Annotated in this window: 11 protein-coding genes; 5 read left to right on the forward strand and 6 right to left on the reverse strand. The window is 65.6% G+C overall.

Annotated features, from left to right (window positions below):
• Positions 1–11: 11 nt before the first annotated feature.
• Positions 12–1,220 carry a YbfB/YjiJ family MFS transporter gene (locus AC6CIE_RS13805; protein ID WP_498092473.1) on the reverse strand — a complete coding sequence of 403 codons (1,209 nt, stop codon included), beginning with the start codon at positions 1,218–1,220 and terminating at the stop codon, positions 12–14.
• Positions 1,221–1,285: 65 nt separating this feature from the next.
• On the opposite strand from AC6CIE_RS13805, the gene AC6CIE_RS13810 reads away from it, so the two are divergent.
• Positions 1,286–2,158 carry a LysR family transcriptional regulator gene (locus tag AC6CIE_RS13810; protein ID WP_239215077.1) on the forward strand — a complete coding sequence of 291 codons (873 nt, stop codon included), beginning with the start codon at positions 1,286–1,288 and terminating at the stop codon, positions 2,156–2,158.
• Between the two features lie 39 nt (positions 2,159–2,197).
• Here the strand turns inward: AC6CIE_RS13810 and AC6CIE_RS13815 are convergent, their stop codons facing one another.
• The 4 genes from AC6CIE_RS13815 to AC6CIE_RS13830 all read right to left on the reverse strand — a co-directional run bounded on the left by AC6CIE_RS13815 (position 2,198) and on the right by AC6CIE_RS13830 (position 10,527).
• Complete coding sequence (locus tag AC6CIE_RS13815) at positions 2,198–2,839, reverse strand: OmpW/AlkL family protein (RefSeq protein WP_175123895.1); 642 nt, start codon at positions 2,837–2,839, stop codon at positions 2,198–2,200.
• 203 nt (positions 2,840–3,042) lie between these two features.
• Positions 3,043–4,509 (reverse strand): glutamate synthase subunit beta, encoded by a 1,467-nt coding sequence (locus AC6CIE_RS13820; RefSeq protein WP_175137066.1) that lies wholly within the window; start codon positions 4,507–4,509, stop codon positions 3,043–3,045.
• A gap of 8 nt (positions 4,510–4,517) precedes the next feature.
• The gene (locus AC6CIE_RS13825) at positions 4,518–9,257 is read right to left on the reverse strand and encodes a glutamate synthase-related protein (RefSeq protein WP_175123893.1); all 4,740 of its coding nucleotides are present in this window, start codon (positions 9,255–9,257) and stop codon (positions 4,518–4,520) included.
• 505 nt (positions 9,258–9,762) lie between these two features.
• The gene (locus tag AC6CIE_RS13830) at positions 9,763–10,527 is read right to left on the reverse strand and encodes a hypothetical protein (protein WP_175123892.1); all 765 of its coding nucleotides are present in this window, start codon (positions 10,525–10,527) and stop codon (positions 9,763–9,765) included.
• 238 nt (positions 10,528–10,765) lie between these two features.
• Between AC6CIE_RS13830 and fghA the strand changes: the two genes are divergently transcribed.
• The 3 genes from fghA to rpoH all read left to right on the forward strand — a co-directional run bounded on the left by fghA (position 10,766) and on the right by rpoH (position 13,444).
• Complete coding sequence (gene fghA, locus AC6CIE_RS13835; RefSeq protein ID WP_498092476.1) at positions 10,766–11,632, forward strand: S-formylglutathione hydrolase; 867 nt, start codon at positions 10,766–10,768, stop codon at positions 11,630–11,632.
• 97 nt (positions 11,633–11,729) lie between these two features.
• Positions 11,730–12,419 (forward strand): hypothetical protein, encoded by a 690-nt coding sequence (locus AC6CIE_RS13840; protein ID WP_105236942.1) that lies wholly within the window; start codon positions 11,730–11,732, stop codon positions 12,417–12,419.
• Between the two features lie 140 nt (positions 12,420–12,559).
• Positions 12,560–13,444 carry an RNA polymerase sigma factor RpoH gene (rpoH, locus tag AC6CIE_RS13845; RefSeq protein WP_175137069.1) on the forward strand — a complete coding sequence of 295 codons (885 nt, stop codon included), beginning with the start codon at positions 12,560–12,562 and terminating at the stop codon, positions 13,442–13,444.
• A gap of 357 nt (positions 13,445–13,801) precedes the next feature.
• Here rpoH and cpdA read toward each other — a convergent pair whose 3' ends face one another.
• Positions 13,802–14,641: a 3',5'-cyclic-AMP phosphodiesterase gene (gene cpdA / locus AC6CIE_RS13850; protein ID WP_498092478.1), complete on the reverse strand. Its 840-nt coding sequence runs from the start codon at positions 14,639–14,641 to the stop codon at positions 13,802–13,804.
• 197 nt (positions 14,642–14,838) lie between these two features.
• On the opposite strand from cpdA, the gene AC6CIE_RS13855 reads away from it, so the two are divergent.
• Positions 14,839–17,670 carry a cation:proton antiporter gene (locus tag AC6CIE_RS13855; protein WP_498092480.1) on the forward strand — a complete coding sequence of 944 codons (2,832 nt, stop codon included), beginning with the start codon at positions 14,839–14,841 and terminating at the stop codon, positions 17,668–17,670.
• Positions 17,671–17,679 lie beyond the last annotated feature (9 nt).

Raw genomic sequence — 17,679 nt, forward strand, 5'->3', positions numbered from 1 at the left:
TTACCTGCTTTCTAATTGCTGTGTGGTTGGCCCGAAGGGCCGATGGCATTATGCCCAGCGCCATTGCCGTCTGTCGTGACTTTTCCCAGCCCCCAGGCCGACGCCGCCAGCACCTGCGGCAGGCCGGCGCCCCAGCGCGCCGCCCACGAGGCCAGCAACGGCCCCAGAATCTGCCCCGCCGCAAACGCCGCCGTCATGATGGCCGCCGCCCGCGGCGCCGCCGGGCCGGACAGGCGGCGCGCGGTCAGCATGCCCGCCTGCGTGATCACCATGAAGGTGCCGCCGACCAGCAGCGCTGCCAGGATCACGGCGGCGATGTGGTGCCACAGCGCCACGGTCAGCATGCCGGCCGCCATCAGCGCCTGCGCTCCGCGCCACACCTGCCGGTCGTCTCGGCCGCGCGCCAGCCGCGGGACCAGCAGGCACGACAGCGCCGCCGCCATACCAAAAAGCGGCCAGGCCCAGCCGAAGATCGCCGGGTCGGGAAAGATCTCTTTGGCCATGGCCGGCAAAAAGGTGGCGGGAATGATGTAGCCGACCCCGAAGACACCGTAGTGCAGCGACAGCGCGGCGATGCCGCGCGGCAGGCGGGTTTGCGGCGCGTCGGCAGCCGTCCGTCGCACGGGAGGCGATTGCCGGCTGAGTCCGGGCCACGCCGCCACGGACAACGCCAGCGCCAGGCCGCCCAGCGCGGTCCAGGTCACGCCGGCGCTCGCGTGCGAGGCCATCAAGGCCAGACAGGCCAATCCCGTCAGCGCAATGCCCGCGCCCACGCCGGCATACGTCACCGCCGAAGCCGCGGCCTCGCGCGGGTCGCCGGCGGGCACCGGCCGCCATGCGACGACGCAGATGAAGGCATTGGCGCTGGCATAGCCGGCCGCCAGCCGCAGCACCGACCAGCCCGCCACGCTGTTCAACATTGGCATGGCCAGGGTCAGCGCGGCCACGGCGGCCAGGCTGGCCGCCAGCGTGACGCGCAGCCGTCGCACCGGCCAGACGATCGCCGCCAGTGCGCCCAACAGATAGCCCGCGTAGTTGGCCGACGCCATCCAGCCGCCCTGTGTCAGCGACAGGCCGGACTCCTGCGCCATCAGCGGCCATACCGGCGTGAAGGCGAAGCGGCCGATGCCCATGGCCGCCGCCAGCGCAAGCGCCGCGGGCCAGGCCAGGCTTGTAGCGCTGGCCGAGGGGCGGGGGGAAGGGTAAGCAGGCGTTGACATGGAGCCTACTCTACGGCTGTACTTATATCTTGAATAGTGAATTATTAAGAACGTGAGTTCCCAAAATGAGAAACTTGGATCTCGACGCGCTGCAAATCTTCAAGACCGTGGCGGATCAGGGTGGCGTGGCGCGCGCCGCCGCGCATCTGAACCGGGTGCAGTCCAATGTGTCGACGCGCCTGAAGCAGCTGGAATCCTCGCTGGGAACACCGCTCTTTCGGCGGCAGAACCGCCGACTGGTGCTGTCGGATCAGGGCCGCGTGCTGCTGTCCTACGCCGACCGCCTGCTGCGCCTGTCCGATGAGGCGCAGGCGGCCGTCCGGGAAGGCGCCCTGCAGGGCGTGCTGCGCATCGGCACCATGGAGAGCACGGCCGCCGCCCGCCTGCCCCCCATCCTGGCGGCCTATCACGCGGCCTGGCCGCAGGTGCGGATCGAGCTGGTCACCGGCACCTCGGGCGCATTGGCCGCGAAGGTGCGTAATTACGAGATCGAGGCTGCCTTCGTGGCGCAACCCTTCCCCGCAGAGGGACTGGCGGCGATGGATGCATTCAGGGAGGAATTGGCGCTGATCTCGCCGTTGGCGTGGGATCCGATCGGCAGTCCGAAAGACCTGGGCAACCGCAGCGTCATCGCCTTTGCGGCGGGCTGCTCATACCGGCGCATCCTGGAGTCGTGGTTGAACCAGGAGGGCATTGCGCCCGGCAAGGTGATGGAGTTTGCGTCGTATCACGCCATCGTGGCGTGTGTGGCAGCGGGAACCGGGGTGGCGATCGTGCCGCGGTCCGTGCTGGCGGTGCTGGGGGCGGAGCATTCGGTGCGCGTGGGTGCGTTGTCCGGGTCCCATGGGCAGGCGCTTACCCAGCTGATCTGGCGCGCCGACGACGACACGCCGGCATTGCAGGCGCTGCGCAGCCGGCTTGCGCCGCCGCAGAATTGAGCGATGCGCGCGGGGCCGCGCGCATCGTCAGGCCAGCGATCAGAAGCGGTAACCAACGCCCACCGTGGCCACCCACGGATCGATGCGCGCGGTGCCGACGCGTTCGCCATCCAGCGTCACCTTCGACTTGATGTCGATGTAGCGGATGTCGGCGTTCATGAACCAGCGATCATTGATCTTGATGTCCGCGCCCAGTTGCGCGGCCACGCCCCAGGAATCGCCCAGCTTCAGGTTCGAGCCCTTGAGCGCGCCCTCGGCCTTGGTGTCGAAGAAGTGGGTGTAGTTGATGCCGACGCCGATGTACGGCTGGATCATGCTGTCGGGCAGGATGTGCCATTGCAGGCTGAGCGTGGGGGGCAGTTGCTTGGAGGAGCCGATCTTGCCCAGGCCGCCGCTGCCGCTGACGTCATGCTGGAAGGGCCAGGCGCCCAGCAGTTCGATACCGATGTTGCGGGTGGCCATGTAGGCCAGGGTGAAGCTGGGGCGCACGTTGTTGTTCACGTCCAGCTTGACGCTGCCGTCGAGCACGGTGCCATTGTTTTGCGAGGGGCGGACTTGCGTGACGCCGACGCGGAACAGCACGTCGCCCGCTTCGTGGGCGTGGGCGGGAGCGGCAAAGGCGCCGGCAGCGATCAAACCGGCAATGGCGGTGGCGCGGATACGCCCGTTCAGCGAAAACATTTTCTTCTCCGATCTTTCCGTGTGGGGTGAGACGACAGGTTCTCAGACCGCCCCGTCCCCGTTCTTGACGTGTGTCAATTCGTGAAAAGACCGTTTTCAGAAAGTGGTTATGTCGCAACAACTGCGGTTAACCGCAACGCAAGGGCAAAAAAAACGCCGCCGGTGCGCGAGGCAACCGGCGGCGTTGATATGTCGCAATACGATCAACGCGGCAATTCACTGCTTCCCATCAGGTAGGCGTCGACCGAGCGCGCACACTGGCGGCCTTCGCGGATGGCCCACACGACCAGCGACTGGCCGCGGCGCATGTCGCCGGCGGTGAAGACCTTTTCCACATTGGTGCGGTAGTCGTCGGTGTTGGCGCGCACATTGCCGCGGCCATCGCGATCCACGCCGAACGCGTCCAGCACGTTCTGCACCGGCGACACGAAGCCCATGGCCAGCAGCACCAGATCCGCCTTGATCTCGAACTCCGAGCCTTCGACTTCGCGCATCTTCATCTGGCCGGTGGCGTCGTCCTTGAACCATTCGACGCGCGCGCCGACCAGCTTCTCGACCTTGCCGTTGGCGCCCTTGAGCAGCTTGGTGGTCACCGACCAGTCGCGGTCGCAGCCTTCCTCGTGCGAGGACGACGTGCGCATCTTCAGCGGCCAGTACGGCCACGTCATGGCCTTGTTTTCGGACTCGGGCGGCTGGGGCATCAGTTCGAACTGCGTGACCGATGCGGCGCCGTGGCGGTTGCTGGTGCCGACGCAGTCGGAACCCGTATCGCCGCCGCCGATCACCACCACGTGCTTGCCCTTGGCCAGCGTCTGGTTGGTGAGGCGGTCGCCCGCCACGGCCTTGTTCTGCTGACGCAGGAAGTCCATGGCGAAGTACACGCCGTCGAGCTCGCGGCCCGGCACCGGCAGATCGCGCGGCGTTTCCGAGCCACCGCTCATCACGACGGCGTCGAATTCGGCCATCAGCGATTTCGGCGTGCGCACCGTCAGGCCATCGGCAACGGGATCCTTCGGATCGCCGACGTAGGTCGACGGCGCGAATTCCACGCCCTCGGCTTCCATCTGCGAGATGCGGCGGTCGATCTGGTGCTTTTCGAGCTTGAAGTCGGGGATGCCGTAGCGCAGCAGGCCGCCGATGCGATCGCTCTTTTCGAACAGGGTCACGGAGTGGCCGGCGCGCGCCAGTTGCTGCGCGCATGCCATGCCGGCGGGGCCCGAGCCCACGACGGCGACCTTCTTGCCCGTCTTGCGCGCCGGCACTTGCGGCGCGACCCAGCCTTCGGCCCAACCCTTGTCGATGATCGCGTGCTCGATGGACTTGATGCCCACGGCGTCGCTGTTGATGTTCAAGGTACAGGCGGCTTCGCAAGGCGCCGGGCAGATGCGGCCCGTGAACTCCGGGAAGTTGTTGGTGGAGTGCAGGACGTCCAGCGCGCGGCGCCAGTCCTGCTTGTACACCAGGTCATTCCAGTCCGGGATGATGTTGTTGACCGGGCAGCCGTTGTTGCAGAACGGGATGCCGCAGTCCATGCAGCGCGCCGCCTGCTGCTTGGCCTGATCGTCCGTCAGGTGCAGGACGAATTCGCGCCAGTTCTTCAGCCGCTTCTGCGGGGCCTCGGAGGCCTCCTGCAGACGCTGAAATTCCATAAATCCAGTGATCTTTCCCATGGTATCCCTCACGCAGCCAGTTGTTGCGGGTTGGCTGCACGCCACATTTCACCCAATGCGCGGCGGTAGTCCGTCGGCATGATCTTCACGAATTTGCCGCGCGAGGCTTCCCAGTCGCCCAGGATTTCGCGGGCACGGTAGCTGCCGGTGTAGCGGAAGTGATCTTCCACCAGGCGGCGCAGGATGGACTCGTCCGTCTCGCGTTCGCCACCGCGCTGCGCGCTGTGCCAGATGTCGATGTTGTTCAGCGACTGCTGCTCGGCGTGCGGCACCACCGATTCCAGTTCCACCATCGACAGGTTCACACGGTGCTTGAGCGTGCGGTCCGGATCCCAGACGTACGCCACGCCGCCGGACATGCCCGCCGCGAAGTTGCGGCCGGTGGAACCCAGCACGACGACGGTGCCGCCGGTCATGTATTCGCAGCCGTGATCGCCGGTGCCTTCCACGACGGTGGCTGCGCCCGAGTTGCGCACCGCGAAACGCTCGCCCGCCACGCCGTTGAAGAACGCCTCGCCTGCCAGCGCGCCGTACAGCACGGTGTTGCCGGCAATGATGTGGTCGGGGCCGAAGCCGCGGAAGTCGTTGGGCGAGCGCACGATGATGCGGCCGCCGGACAGGCCCTTGCCCACGTAGTCGTTGCCTTCGCCCACCAGATCCATCGTGATGCCGTGCGCCAGGAACGCGCCGAAGCTCTGGCCGGCGGTGCCGTTGCACTGGATGTGGATGGTGTCGTCGGGCAGGCCGTCATGGCCGTAGCGCGAGGCCACGGCGCCGGACAGCATCGCGCCGATCGTGCGGTTGCGGTTGCGCACCGGCACGATGAACGACACCTTCTCGCCACGCTCCAGCGCGGGCTTGCTGCGCTCGATCAGCAGGTGATCCAGCGCGCCGGCCAGACCGTGATCCTGCTCTTCGGTCTGGTGCACTTCGGCATCGGACACCGTCTGGTGGAACACGCGGGTGAAGTCCAGCCCTTGTGCCTTCCAGTGCTCAACGCCCGAACGCATGTCCAGCAGATCGGCGCGGCCGATCAGGTCGTCGAACTTGCGGATGCCCAGTTGGGCCATGATTTCACGGACTTCTTCGGCGATGAAGAAGAAGAAGTTCACGACGTGCTCGGGCTTGCCCTGGAACTTCTTGCGCAGCGCAGGATCCTGCGTGGCCACGCCCACCGGGCAGGTGTTCAGGTGGCACTTGCGCATCATGATGCAGCCTTCGACGACCAGCGGCGCGGTCGCGAAGCCGAATTCGTCGGCGCCCAGCAGCGCGCCGATGACGACGTCGCGGCCGGTCTTCATCTGGCCGTCGGCCTGCACGCGGATGCGGCTGCGCAGGCGGTTCAGCACCAGCGTCTGCTGCGTTTCGGCCAGGCCCAGTTCCCAGGGCGTGCCCACGTGCTTGATGGACGACACCGGTGACGCGCCCGTGCCGCCGTCATGGCCGGCGATCACGACGTGGTCGGCCTTGGCCTTGGCCACGCCCGCGGCCACCGTGCCCACGCCGACTTCGGACACCAGCTTGACCGAGATCGAGGACTTGGAATTGACGTTCTTCAGGTCGTGGATCAGCTGCGCCAGATCTTCGATCGAGTAGATGTCATGGTGCGGCGGGGGCGAGATGAGGCCCACGCCGGGCACCGAGTAGCGCAGCTTGGCGATGTATTCCGACACCTTGTGGCCGGGCAGCTGGCCGCCTTCGCCGGGCTTGGCGCCCTGCGCCATCTTGATCTGGATCTGGTCGGCGGACGACAGGTACTCGGCGGTCACGCCGAAACGGCCCGACGCCACCTGCTTGATCTTCGAACGCAGCGAATCGCCCCGCTTGAGTTCGACGTCGGCTTCGATGCGGTCCGTGCCCAGCACCGAGGCCAGCGTGTCGCCGTCCTTGATGGTGCTCTTGCCTTCGCGCATTTCGGCGCGGTAGCGCAGTTCGTCCTCGCCGCCTTCGCCGGTATTGGACTTGCCGCCGATGCGGTTCATGGCAACGGCCAGCACCGAGTGCGCTTCGGTCGAGATCGACCCCAGCGACATGGCGCCGGTGGCAAAACGCTTGACGATTTCCTTGGCCGGCTCGACGTCGTCCAGCGGGATGGCGCGCGACGGGTCGAAGCGGAACTCGAACAGGCCGCGCAGCGTCATGTGGCGACGGCTCTGGTCGTTGATGATCTGCGCGTACTCCTTGTACGTGCGGTAGTTGTTGGCGCGCGACGCGTGCTGCAGCTTGGCGATCGAATCCGGCGTCCACATGTGCTCTTCGCCGCGGACGCGGTAGGCGTATTCGCCGCCGGCGTCCAGGTCGTTGGCAAGCACGGGGTCGGTGCTGAAGGCGGCGCGGTGCTGGCGCAGCGCTTCTTCGGCGACCTGGAAGATGCCGATGCCTTCGATGTTGGAAGCGGTGCCGGTGAAGTACTTGTTCACCAGGGCGCTCTGCAGGCCAACGGCTTCGAAGATCTGCGCGCCGGTGTAGGACATGTACGTGGAAATGCCCATCTTGGACATGACCTTGTTCAGGCCCTTGCCCAGCGCCTTGATGTAGTTCTTCACGGCCTTTTCGGGGTCATTCATCTTGCCCAGCGATTCGAGCGCCAGGTAGGGGTGAATGGCTTCGGCGCCGTAGCCGCCCAGGAGCGCGAAGTGATGCACTTCGCGGGCCGAACCGGTTTCGACGACGAGACCCGTGTTGGTGCGCAGGCCGGCGCGGATCAGGTGCTGGTGCACGGCCGACGTGGCCAGCAGCGCAGGGATGGCCACGCGCTCGCTGTCGACCAGGCGGTCCGACACGATCAGGATGTTGTAGCCGCTGCGCACCGCGTCGACGGCGCGCGCGCACAAGGCCGCCACGCGGGCTTCGATGCCCTCGGGACCCCAGGCGGCGGGGTACGTGATGTCCAGTTCAAAGCTGCGGAATTTCTTGCCCGTGACCTGGTCGATGTCGCGGATCTGCGCCATGGCGGCGAAGTCCAGCACCGGCTGGGACACTTCCAGGCGCAGCGGCGGGTTGACGTTGTTGATATCCAGCAGGTTCGGCTTGGGACCGATGAAGGACACCAGCGACATCACGAGCTGTTCGCGGATCGGGTCGATCGGCGGGTTCGTGACCTGAGCGAACAGCTGGCGGAAATAGTTGTAGAACGGCTTGGCGCGGTCCGACAGCACGGCCAGCGGGGCATCATTGCCCATCGAGCCGATGACTTCCTCGCCGCTCGATGCCATGGGCTCCAGGATGAACTTGTAGTCTTCCTGGGTCCAGCCGAATGCCTGTTGGCGGTCCAGCAGCGACACGGCCGATTGCGTGGCCACGGCGACCTGACGCGGCGCGGGCAGCGATTCCAGCTTGATCTGCAGGCGTTCGATCCACTGGCGGTACGGACGGCTGTTGGCCAACTGCAGCTTGATCTCGGCGTCGTCGATGATGCGGCCTTGTTCCAGGTCGATCAGGAACATCTTGCCCGGCTGCAGGCGCCACTTCTTGACGATGCGGTTTTCGGGGATCGACAGCGTGCCGGCTTCGGAAGCCAGGATGACCATGTCGTCGTCGGTGACCAGGTAGCGGGCAGGACGCAGGCCGTTGCGGTCCAGCGTGGCGCCGATCTGGCGGCCATCGGTGAACGCGACTGCGGCGGGGCCGTCCCACGGCTCCATCATGGCGGCGTGGTACTCGTAGAAAGCGCGGCGGCTTTCGTCCATCTGCGTGTGCTGTTCCCAGGCTTCCGGGATCATCATCATCATGGCGTGGGCCAGCGAGTAGCCCGAATTCACCAGCAGTTCCAGGCAATTGTCGAACGTCGCGGTGTCCGACTGGCCTTCGTAGACGATGGGGTACAGCTTTTTCAGATCGTCGCCCAGCACGGCCGACTGCATCATGCCTTCGCGGGCGCGCAGCCAGTTGAAGTTGCCCTTCACCGTATTGATTTCGCCGTTGTGGGCAATCATGCGGTACGGGTGGGCCAGCGGCCAGGCGGGGAACGTGTTGGTCGAGAAACGCTGGTGGACCAGCGCCAGCGCGGACACCGTGCGGGTGTCGGCCAGGTCGCGGTAGTAGCGGCCGACCTGATCGGCCAGCAGCAGGCCCTTGTAGACCACGGTACGCACCGAGGCCGAGGGCACGAAGTACTCCTTGCCGTGCGCCAGATGCATGTTCTGGATGGCGTGGCTGGCGGTCTTGCGGATGACGTAGAGCTTGCGTTCCAGCGCGTCCGGCACCATCACGTCGGCGCCGCGGCCGATGAACAGCTGGCGGATCACGGGTTCGCAGTCGCGGACGGTGGGCGACATGGGCATGTCGACATCCACCGGCACGTCGCGCCAGCCCAGCACGACCTGGCCCTCGGCGCGCACGGAGCGCTCGAGTTCCTGTTCGCAGGCCAGGCGCGAGGCCGTTTCCTTGGGCAGGAACACCATGGCCACGCCGTACTCGCCGGGCGGGGGCAGGATGATGCCTTGCTGGCTGAGTTCGTCGCGGTACAGCGTGTCGGGGATCTGGATCAGGATGCCTGCGCCGTCGCCCATGAGCTTGTCTGCGCCGACCGCGCCGCGGTGGTCCAGGTTCTCAAGAATCTTCAGACCCTGCTGGATGATCGCGTGGCTTTTCTTGCCCTTGATGTGGGCAACGAAGCCGACGCCGCAGGCATCATGTTCGTTCTTGGGGTTGTACAGGCCCTGGGCCGAAGGCAGGCCGATGCGGGTTGCATCGATGGCAACTGCCTTGGAGGTGGGACAGGATTCGGTCGGGGTAATTTGGGGCATGGCGCGCTCCGCAGTGGGCCTGCGTCTAATGTTGCAGTGCAGGAGTCGGACAATACCCCCGACGCAAGTAGGGTGCAACAGGAACAAACGGGGTATGACCCTAATTAAATAGGTGCGCCGTCATAGTGCATGAATATAGGGACACAACAACGGCCGCGCCGTTATTGGCTGTCGCCGGAGCAGGTCTTTTGTCGCAGTGACTCGGGCGTCCAAAGCGGTGCAAAATCACGCTATACGTCCCTATTTAAAAGAATGTTTTTTCTGTGCGCGATCAATGTCAGGTGTGGCGAAATTGCACCTTGTCGTCGCGCAGGTCCCGCGATGATGTGAGTCAAGCGCACGCGCGGATCGCGCTTTTGCGGCGCAGATGTCGCCAAGCGCACGAGCAGATCGTGTTTTTGCGGCGCCGACTCCGCGGGCTGCCCGAATGCCTTGCGGCGGCAGCGCGGCACCGCAATGCCCGGACGCAGACAAACAAAACCCGCCGTGATGGCGGGTCGGGGGGTCAGGAGTTGTTGACCGGTGGCGTGGTGGTTGGTGGCGTCGGCGGGCTGGACTCATTGTCCGCGGGCGCCGCGGCCGGCTTCTTGCGGGGCCGGCCACGCTGGCCGGGCGCCACACGCCGGCTGGCCGTATGAGCCAGGCTGGCAATAAAGCTGGGACCGCCCAGCGCCCACTGGCCAGAGACCGCCTGGTCGATGCGTTGGGTTTCCTCGCGCGACAGCCCATCCTGAAGCCGCTTGCGGTAATTGGCCTGCCGGTCGAACGGCGTGTTGCCGCAAGCCCAGTAGTCGGCGTGATCGGACTGCCATTGGGCCGGCGCGGCGCTGGTGTTGCCGGTATGGCTGGACGCGGACGACCAGGGCCACGAATCGGGGTCCTGCGAAGCCCCGCTGCGAACCGGATACGTTTCCAGCCAGACCAGCGAGGGCAGCACCCACGCGCCGGGTTCCAGCAGCGCCGACCGGTATCGGCCGGCGAACACCCGCCCGCCGCGCAGCCGCGCCGCAAGATTGCGGCCCAACGTCTGCATCAGCCGCGGCAGGCCTTCTTCGTCTGCGGGCGTGGCAAGCAGCAGGATGCGGTCGTTGGCGAGGAGCCAGCCGTGCACCGATACGCGGTGCCGCTGGGCCGACTCGCCCAGCCACGTGGCGAGCTGATTCAGGATGTCGGCGGGCGCGGGTTGCGATGGCGCCGCCAACGGCTGAATAAAGTTGGCCTGCACCAGTTGGGGCAGCCCAGGGGCATACAAACGGGGCAGACGGGCCATAGTGTCAGGGCTTGCGTATCAGGAAGAACGGGTTGTCTTCACACACGGTATATAAATAGTGCCACGGTGGGCGCTGGTCAAGTGCCGTGATCACAATCTGAGCGCGGAATCGTATTTTTTTGTGGCGAGCGCTCATTGAGGGGCAGGTTAACATTCGGCGACGGAACGTCGCACCGTGGATTCCCCTAACCCGCCGACGTTTTATCCACCTCGATTTATTCTTCTCCGGAGCAAGCCCATGGCCGCGTCCCTCGAACTCATCTCGCAGCATCGGTGCTTCGGCGGCACGCAGCGCTACTACCGCCACGACTCCACCGAGATCGGCCTGCCCATGCGGTTTTCCGTGTACGTGCCGCCGCAGGCCGAGCACGGCCCCGTGCCGGTGCTGTTCTACCTGGCGGGCCTGACCTGCACCGAAGAAACGTTCATGATTAAGGCCGGCGCGCAGCGGCTGGCAGCGGAATTGGGCGTCATGCTGGTGGCGCCCGACACCAGCCCCCGCGGCGCGGGCGTGCCCGGCGAGGACGAAAGCTGGGACCTGGGCACCGGCGCCGGCTTCTATGTCGACGCCACCACGACTGCATGGCGCGATCACTACCGCATGTACAGCTACGTCACGCAGGAACTGCACGGCATCGTCACCGGCGGCGCACTGCCGGGGGATGCCTCGCGAACCGGCATCTTCGGGCACTCCATGGGCGGCCACGGCGCGCTGGTGCTGGCGCTGCGCAATCCCGGCAAGTTCCGTTCGGTGTCGGCGTTTGCACCGATCGCGGCGCCCAGCCAATGCCCGTGGGGCAAAAAGGCGTTCGGCGCTTACCTGGGCGCGCAATCCGAAGACTGGGCGGCCTACGATGCGTCCGCCCTGATGCGCGGACTGCAGCAGCCCTTCCCCGGCGGCATCCTCATCGACCAGGGCGAAGCCGACCAGTTTCTGGCTGAACAGTTGTATCCCGAGGTATTCGAGGCGGCCTGCGCCGCCGCCGGACAGCCGCTCACCTTGCGTCGCCAAGCCGGCTACGACCACGGCTATTACTTCATCTCGACGTTCATCGAGGATCACATCCGGTTTCACGTCGAACGGCTTGGAAAACCGGTCGCCTGAAGACGCGCTTCTATACTGGGAAGCCTGCCGCGGCGGGTGGCGGCTTCCTGCGCCCGCCGCGCTGTACGACGCGGCGGCTTGAATAGGAACGCCTGATTTGATCAACGGAATTGCTCCCTTCGCCTGGATCCTGCTGGGCGCCGTCATCGTCCTGTTGCCCGGCATCGTCATGCTGCTGGGCAGGGGTGGTCCCCGCGACGAACGCGGACGCCGCATGTTCCAGTTCCGGCCGGTGCGCCGCGCGTGCGGCCTGCTGCTGGTGTGCCTGGGATGCGTATCGGGCCTGCTCGCGCTGTCGCTGGTGCAGTTCGTTCGGCTGACTACCGACCAGCCGGTCGCCCGCATCGACATCCGCCAACAGGCCGAGGGTCAGTTCCAGGTTAATGCCAATGCCCCGGGCATCGGCGACAAGCAATATGTACTTTACGGCGACCAGTGGCAGATCGACGCCCGGGTCGTGCGCTGGAAACTGCCGGCGCTCATGGCCGGCGTGCCGCCCCTGTATCGGCTGGAGCGCCTGTCGGGCCGCTACAGCGATGCCGCCCGCGAAGCGACGGCCACGCGTTCGGTGCATCCCCTGGACGACTGGCCCGCGCCGGACCTCGGATCCCTGAAGAAAAGTTTTCCGAACTGGTTCCCCTTTGTCGATGTCCAATTTGGCAGCGGCGCCTACATGCCCCTGTTCGACGGGGCCCGTTACCAGGTCTTCATGGACCCGCGCGGCGCGCTCTTCATCCGTCCGGACGGCGAAGCCACCGCCGAAGGGCTGAAGCGCCTCGGGTGGTGAACCGCCCCGGCTCTCGAATAAACGGGGACGCGTCGCGGAAATGAAACTTTGACGCGTCGCAACAGTCGAATTAGCACTCCTATTACTTGAGTGCTAACATCGAATTCATGTCGTTTTCTCGCCATCCGGAGACCCCCGCTATGAAGCAACCCAGTACCTCGTTGACCGCCTCCGGCAACGCTCTGGCGTTGGCCATCGCCAATCCGGGCGCTCTCGGTACGATCGACGCTTATATTTCCGCGGTCAACCGCCTGCCGGTGTTGTCCGCGGATCGCGAAACGGAACTCGGCCGTCGCCTGCGCGACCAGGAAGATCTGGGCGCCGCCCGCGAGCTGATTCTTTCGCACCTGCGTCTTGTGGTGTCTGTGGCCCGTCAGTATCTGGGTTACGGCCTGCCCCACGCCGACCTCATCCAGGAAGGCAATGTCGGCCTCATGAAGGCCGTCAAGCGTTTCGACCCCGAGCGCGGTGTGCGCCTGGTGTCCTTCGCGGTTCACTGGATCAAGGCCGAAATCCACGAATACATCATCCGCAACTGGCGGCTGGTCAAGGTGGCCACGACTAAGGCGCAGCGCAAACTGTTCTTCAATCTGCGCAGCATGCGTCCCGACGGCCAGACCCTGGATCCCGAACAGGTCGACCACATCGCTCGCGAGCTGAACGTGCGCAACGAAGACGTGAGCGAAATGGAAGTCCGCATGTCTGGCCGCGACATGTCGCTGGAAAACCAGGACGACGACGACGACAGCTACGCGCCGATCGCCTACCTGTCCGACGAAGGCCGCCAGGAACCCACGCGCGTGCTGGAGCGCGCTGCGCGCGATCACCTGCAAAGCGCCGGCCTGACCACCGCGCTTGAAGCGCTGGATCCGCGCTCGCGCCGCATCGTCGAAGCCCGCTGGCTGCAGGACGACGGCGGCGCCACCCTGCACGAGCTTGCGCAAGAGTTCGGCGTGTCGGCCGAACGCATTCGCCAGATCGAAGCGGCGGCGCTCAAGAAGATGCGCGGCAACCTCGCCTCGTGATGGCTGTCCCGCGCATGAAAAAGGCCGCACATTGCGGCCTTTTTCTTTGGCGCCTGACATTGCGCGCCGCTTTCAGCAGCCGGCCGATGACAATAGGACGGCCAATAAATTGATACAAATTCGGGGGCAAATTTTCTGCGTTCGCAGAAACTTAATGAGGAAGGCGCCGCCTAACTTCATGTAGACCGCGAACTTCGGTTAGCAGTCTTGTCATCCGTCTCGGCTTCTCCTCTTTCCCCTCCCCTATGAGACGGATGCTTGCGGGGCACCTAGCATATCGGTGCCCCGTTTTTTATGCGCGCTCGGAACGCAGCGCCCATAAAAACGGCGCCTGTTTCGACGCCGTCCTCGGATAGGTCAAGCCGCGCGCGCGCTGTCTGGCGGTTGCAGCGCGGAGTGCCACAGCGCGTCCTGCACGCGGCGCACGCCGGTCGCCATCGATCCATCCTGATAAAGCTTGATCCACCGGTAACCCGGCGCCATGTTGTCGACGATGTGCTTGCCGTCGCGGATGCTGAACTGAAAGCATGTGGACGGCGTGGCCAGCATGCGCAGGTTGTGGCGGCGGCGGTCGAACTCGTGGTGCACATGGCCGCACAGCAGCACGCGCACCTGCGGAAACCGTGCCAGCAGCTTGAAGAGCGCCTGCGGGTTGTCGATCATCATCGAGTCATGCCAGTGGCTGTCGATCTGCATCGGGTTGTGGTGCATCGCCACCAGCGTGTGGCGGTTGGGCGCCTGGGCCAGCGCCGCTTCCAGCATGTCGAGTTCACTGTTGCACAGATGGCCGGCGTTCGAGCCGGGCACCGTCGTGTCCAGCGTGACGACGCGCCATGCGCCCACGTCCGTCACGGGCATCGACCAGTCGGACAATTCCTGGCGCAGGACGGACGGTTGATCGTGATTGCCCGGCAGGCAACGGATCGTTGCACGATCCAGCGCGGCCGATTCGGAAAGGATGCGCGCAAAGCGCTGGTAGCCCGCGGCCTCGCCATCCTGCGACAGGTCGCCGGTGGCGAGCAGCAGGTCGGGATGCTTGCCATCGGCCTCGATCTGGCGCAGCACGGCGCGCAGGCTCGCGTCGGTATTGACGCCCAGCATCGACGTTTCTGGCTCGCCGAACAGATGGCTATCGGTCAACTGGACGAGCATCGCGGGCGCGTCGTGGCGCCGGGTCAAGGTGTGGATGCGTGCCACGTGCCGCTCCTGCAAAAGTTCGCGTGATGCCACATTACCCAAAAAACATGGCGCGGCACGTTTCGCAAGCGTCCATTGGGGTAACGAAACGTGCATTCTCCTCGATTCCCGTCACGTCCCGGCCGCGAGCGCCGGAAAAAAGCCGCTATTCTTGTGGAACTTTCCACACGCACTACGATCGGGACGCGGCGCTACCCATGGATGTTGGTTTTCTTGTATTTGGTCTTGCGGGCCTGCTCACGCTGGTCTGCTTCATGCCGCCCCTGGCCGGCCGGGTCAAGCTGCCCTATTCGGTGCTGCTCGCCATCGTTGGCTGTCTGCTCGGGATCGTGATTCACGTGCACGGCTGGGCGCCGGCCTGGATCGGCGACTTTCTCGATTCGCTGGAGCGCTTCGAGATCTCGTCAGAGACCTTCCTGATGGTGTTCCTGCCGGTGCTGCTCTTTGAGACGGCGCTGTCGATGAACGTGCGGCGTCTGATGGACGACATCGGTCCGATCCTGATGATGGCCATCGTGGCGGTGGTTGTCTGCACGGTTGTGGTCGGCGTGACGCTGGACGCCATCTCGCCCTATGGATTGGTGGTGTGCCTGTTGCTCGGCGCCATCGTGGCCACGACCGACCCGGTGGCGGTGGTTGGCATCTTTCGCGAAGTGGGCGCGCCCAAGCGACTGACCACGCTGGTCGAGGGCGAGAGCCTGTTCAACGATGCGGCGTCCATCGCGCTGTATTCCGTGCTGCTGGCGGTGCTGAGCGGCAAGGGCGAATTGTCCGTCAGCGGCATCTTCAACGACTTCATCGTGCACTTCATCGGCGGCGGCGTGGCCGGCTTTGCGATGGGGCGTCTGGCCTGCTTCCTGTTTGCCTGGCTGCGCGGCTTTCCTACCGCCGAGATCACGCTGACCCTGACGCTGGCCTACCTGTCCTTCTTCATCTCCGAGCATTACCTGAACGTCTCGGGCGTGGTGGCCACGGTGATCGCGGGCCTGGTGGTGGGTTCCACCGGCCGCACGCGCATGTCGCCGACCACCTTCGAGCATCTGTCCAGCGCGTGGGAGCAGTTTGGCTTCTGGGCCAACTCCCTCATCTTCCTGTTTGCGGCCATGCTGATCCCCAAGCTGATGGCCGCGGCCGATTGGCAGGAGCTGGTGCTGGTGGGCGTGGTGTTCGTGGTGACGCTGGTGGCGCGGGCGATTGTGGTGTTCGGGCTGCTGCCGCTCTTGGGTCTGACGCGGCTGGGCACCAAGGTCAGCAATCCGTACAAGGTGGTGATGCTGTGGGGCGGCCTGCGCGGCGCCGTGTCGCTGGCGCTGGCGCTGGCGGTGACCGAACAGACCGGCGTGCCTGAAGAGGCGCGCCAGTTCATTGCCGTGGCGACCACGGGCTTTGTGCTGATGACCTTGTTCGTCAACGGCATCAGCCTGCGGCCGCTGATCCGGATGCTGGGGCTGAACCAGCTGTCGCCCGTCGAGCGCACCATCCGCAACCAGGTGCTGGCCGTGGCGCTGGAAGACCTGCAGGGCAAGACCGAGGAAGTGGCCAAGGCCGAACATATCGGCAACGAAGTGCGCGACCGCATCCGTGCGGTGTTCGACGCCAGCCTGGCCAGCGTGCACGACGGCCGGGTCAGCCAGATGACCGACGAGCAGCGCGTGGCCGTGGGCTTGGCGATCGTGGCGCAGCGCGAAGAGGAAATGTTCTTCGACATCCTGAAGGCGCAGATCGTGGACTGGCGCATGGCGGAAACGCTGCTGGCGCGGGCCGAGCGGCTGGAAGACGCCATCCGGCTGGGCGGCGTGGAGGGCTTTGAGCGCGCTATTGCTGCCGACGTCCGCTATTCGACGGGCTTCCGGCTGGCGCTGCGGCTGCATTACGTATTCGGATTCCAGGGATGGCTGGCGCGCGAGCTCGGCCAGCGCTTTGCCAACCTGATGAGCAAGCGGTCGGTCGCGCAGCGCCTGATCGGCTTTGCCCGCGAACAGATCACGCCGCTGCTGGGCGAAGAGGCCACGCAGCGCATCGTGTCGCTGCATCAGCGCCGCCTGGACCTGATCGAGAACGCGATGCAGGCGCTGAACCTGCAATATCCGTCGTACGCCCAATGGCTGCAGGAGAGTTACTTGGGCCGCGTGGCGCGCGAGCTTGAACGCATCCGCTACCGCGACATGCTTGAGCAGTTCCTGATCAGCGGCGAGGTCTATGCCGACCTGACCGAGCAACTGAAAAGCCGCTGGGCGCACATCGACAAGCATCCGCCGCTGGACATCGAAATGAGTGCGGCCGAACTGATCAAGCGCGTGCCGCTTTTTGAAGGCCTGTCGCCCGACTCCCTGCGCGCCATCAGCAAGCTGCTCAAGCCGCGCCTTGCCCTGCCCGACCAGCGGGTGTTGACCAAGGGGCGGCACGGCGAGGAGATGTGCTTTGTGGCGTCGGGCGCGGTGGCGGTCCATCTGCCCGACAACACCATGATCGAGCTGGGCAGCGGCGAATTCTTTGGCGAACTGGGTCTTTTGGGCGAAGAGCAATTGACGCCGGACGTGACATCGCTGGGGTACAGCAAGCTGCTGATGCTGTCTTCGCGCGATTTCCATGCGCTGCTGGCCCGCGACGAAAACCTGCGCGATCGCATTCAGGTCGTGGCCAAGCAGCGTTTGCGGGCGATTGAAGTCTGGAAGCAGTTTTCGCAGGCTTCCGCGGCGGCGGCGGCCACGCCCGCGCCGGTGGCGGGGCCTAGCTCCGCGCAGGCGGCCGAAGCGGCGGAAGCGGCCGGCGCAGGCGGTCCGCCGGAAGGCGAGGACCTGCGGGCGGCGCGTGAACTGCGCGGCGAGCCGGCTGACGGCGGAGAGGTGCTGGGCGCCAATGCGTCGGGCGCCGGTGCCCCTGGTGTCAAGGCCCCGGTTGCCAATGCACCCGTTGCCAGCGCGCCGGACGCCAATGCCCCGGACGCGAACGCCCCGGGCGCCGCTGCGTCGGGCGCCGCTGCGCCGGGCGACCCCGTGCTGGGAACGCCGGAACCAGCGTCCCGCTAGCCGCACTCT

Source organism: Achromobacter sp. GQ309, from assembly GCF_059759315.1.

Excerpts from the sequence above, each read along its gene's own strand:
- AC6CIE_RS13805 (WP_498092473.1), bottom strand. The coding sequence starts at position 1,220 with ATGTCAACGCCTGCTTACCCTTCCCCCCGCCCCTCGGCCAGCGCTACA.
- AC6CIE_RS13810 (WP_239215077.1), top strand. The coding sequence starts at position 1,286 with ATGAGAAACTTGGATCTCGACGCGCTGCAAATCTTCAAGACCGTGGCG.
- AC6CIE_RS13815 (WP_175123895.1), bottom strand. The coding sequence starts at position 2,839 with ATGTTTTCGCTGAACGGGCGTATCCGCGCCACCGCCATTGCCGGTTTG.
- AC6CIE_RS13820 (WP_175137066.1), bottom strand. The coding sequence starts at position 4,509 with ATGGGAAAGATCACTGGATTTATGGAATTTCAGCGTCTGCAGGAGGCC.
- AC6CIE_RS13825 (WP_175123893.1), bottom strand. The coding sequence starts at position 9,257 with ATGCCCCAAATTACCCCGACCGAATCCTGTCCCACCTCCAAGGCAGTT.
- AC6CIE_RS13830 (WP_175123892.1), bottom strand. The coding sequence starts at position 10,527 with ATGGCCCGTCTGCCCCGTTTGTATGCCCCTGGGCTGCCCCAACTGGTG.
- fghA (WP_498092476.1), top strand. The coding sequence starts at position 10,766 with ATGGCCGCGTCCCTCGAACTCATCTCGCAGCATCGGTGCTTCGGCGGC.
- rpoH (WP_175137069.1), top strand. The coding sequence starts at position 12,560 with ATGAAGCAACCCAGTACCTCGTTGACCGCCTCCGGCAACGCTCTGGCG.
- AC6CIE_RS13855 (WP_498092480.1), top strand. The coding sequence starts at position 14,839 with ATGGATGTTGGTTTTCTTGTATTTGGTCTTGCGGGCCTGCTCACGCTG.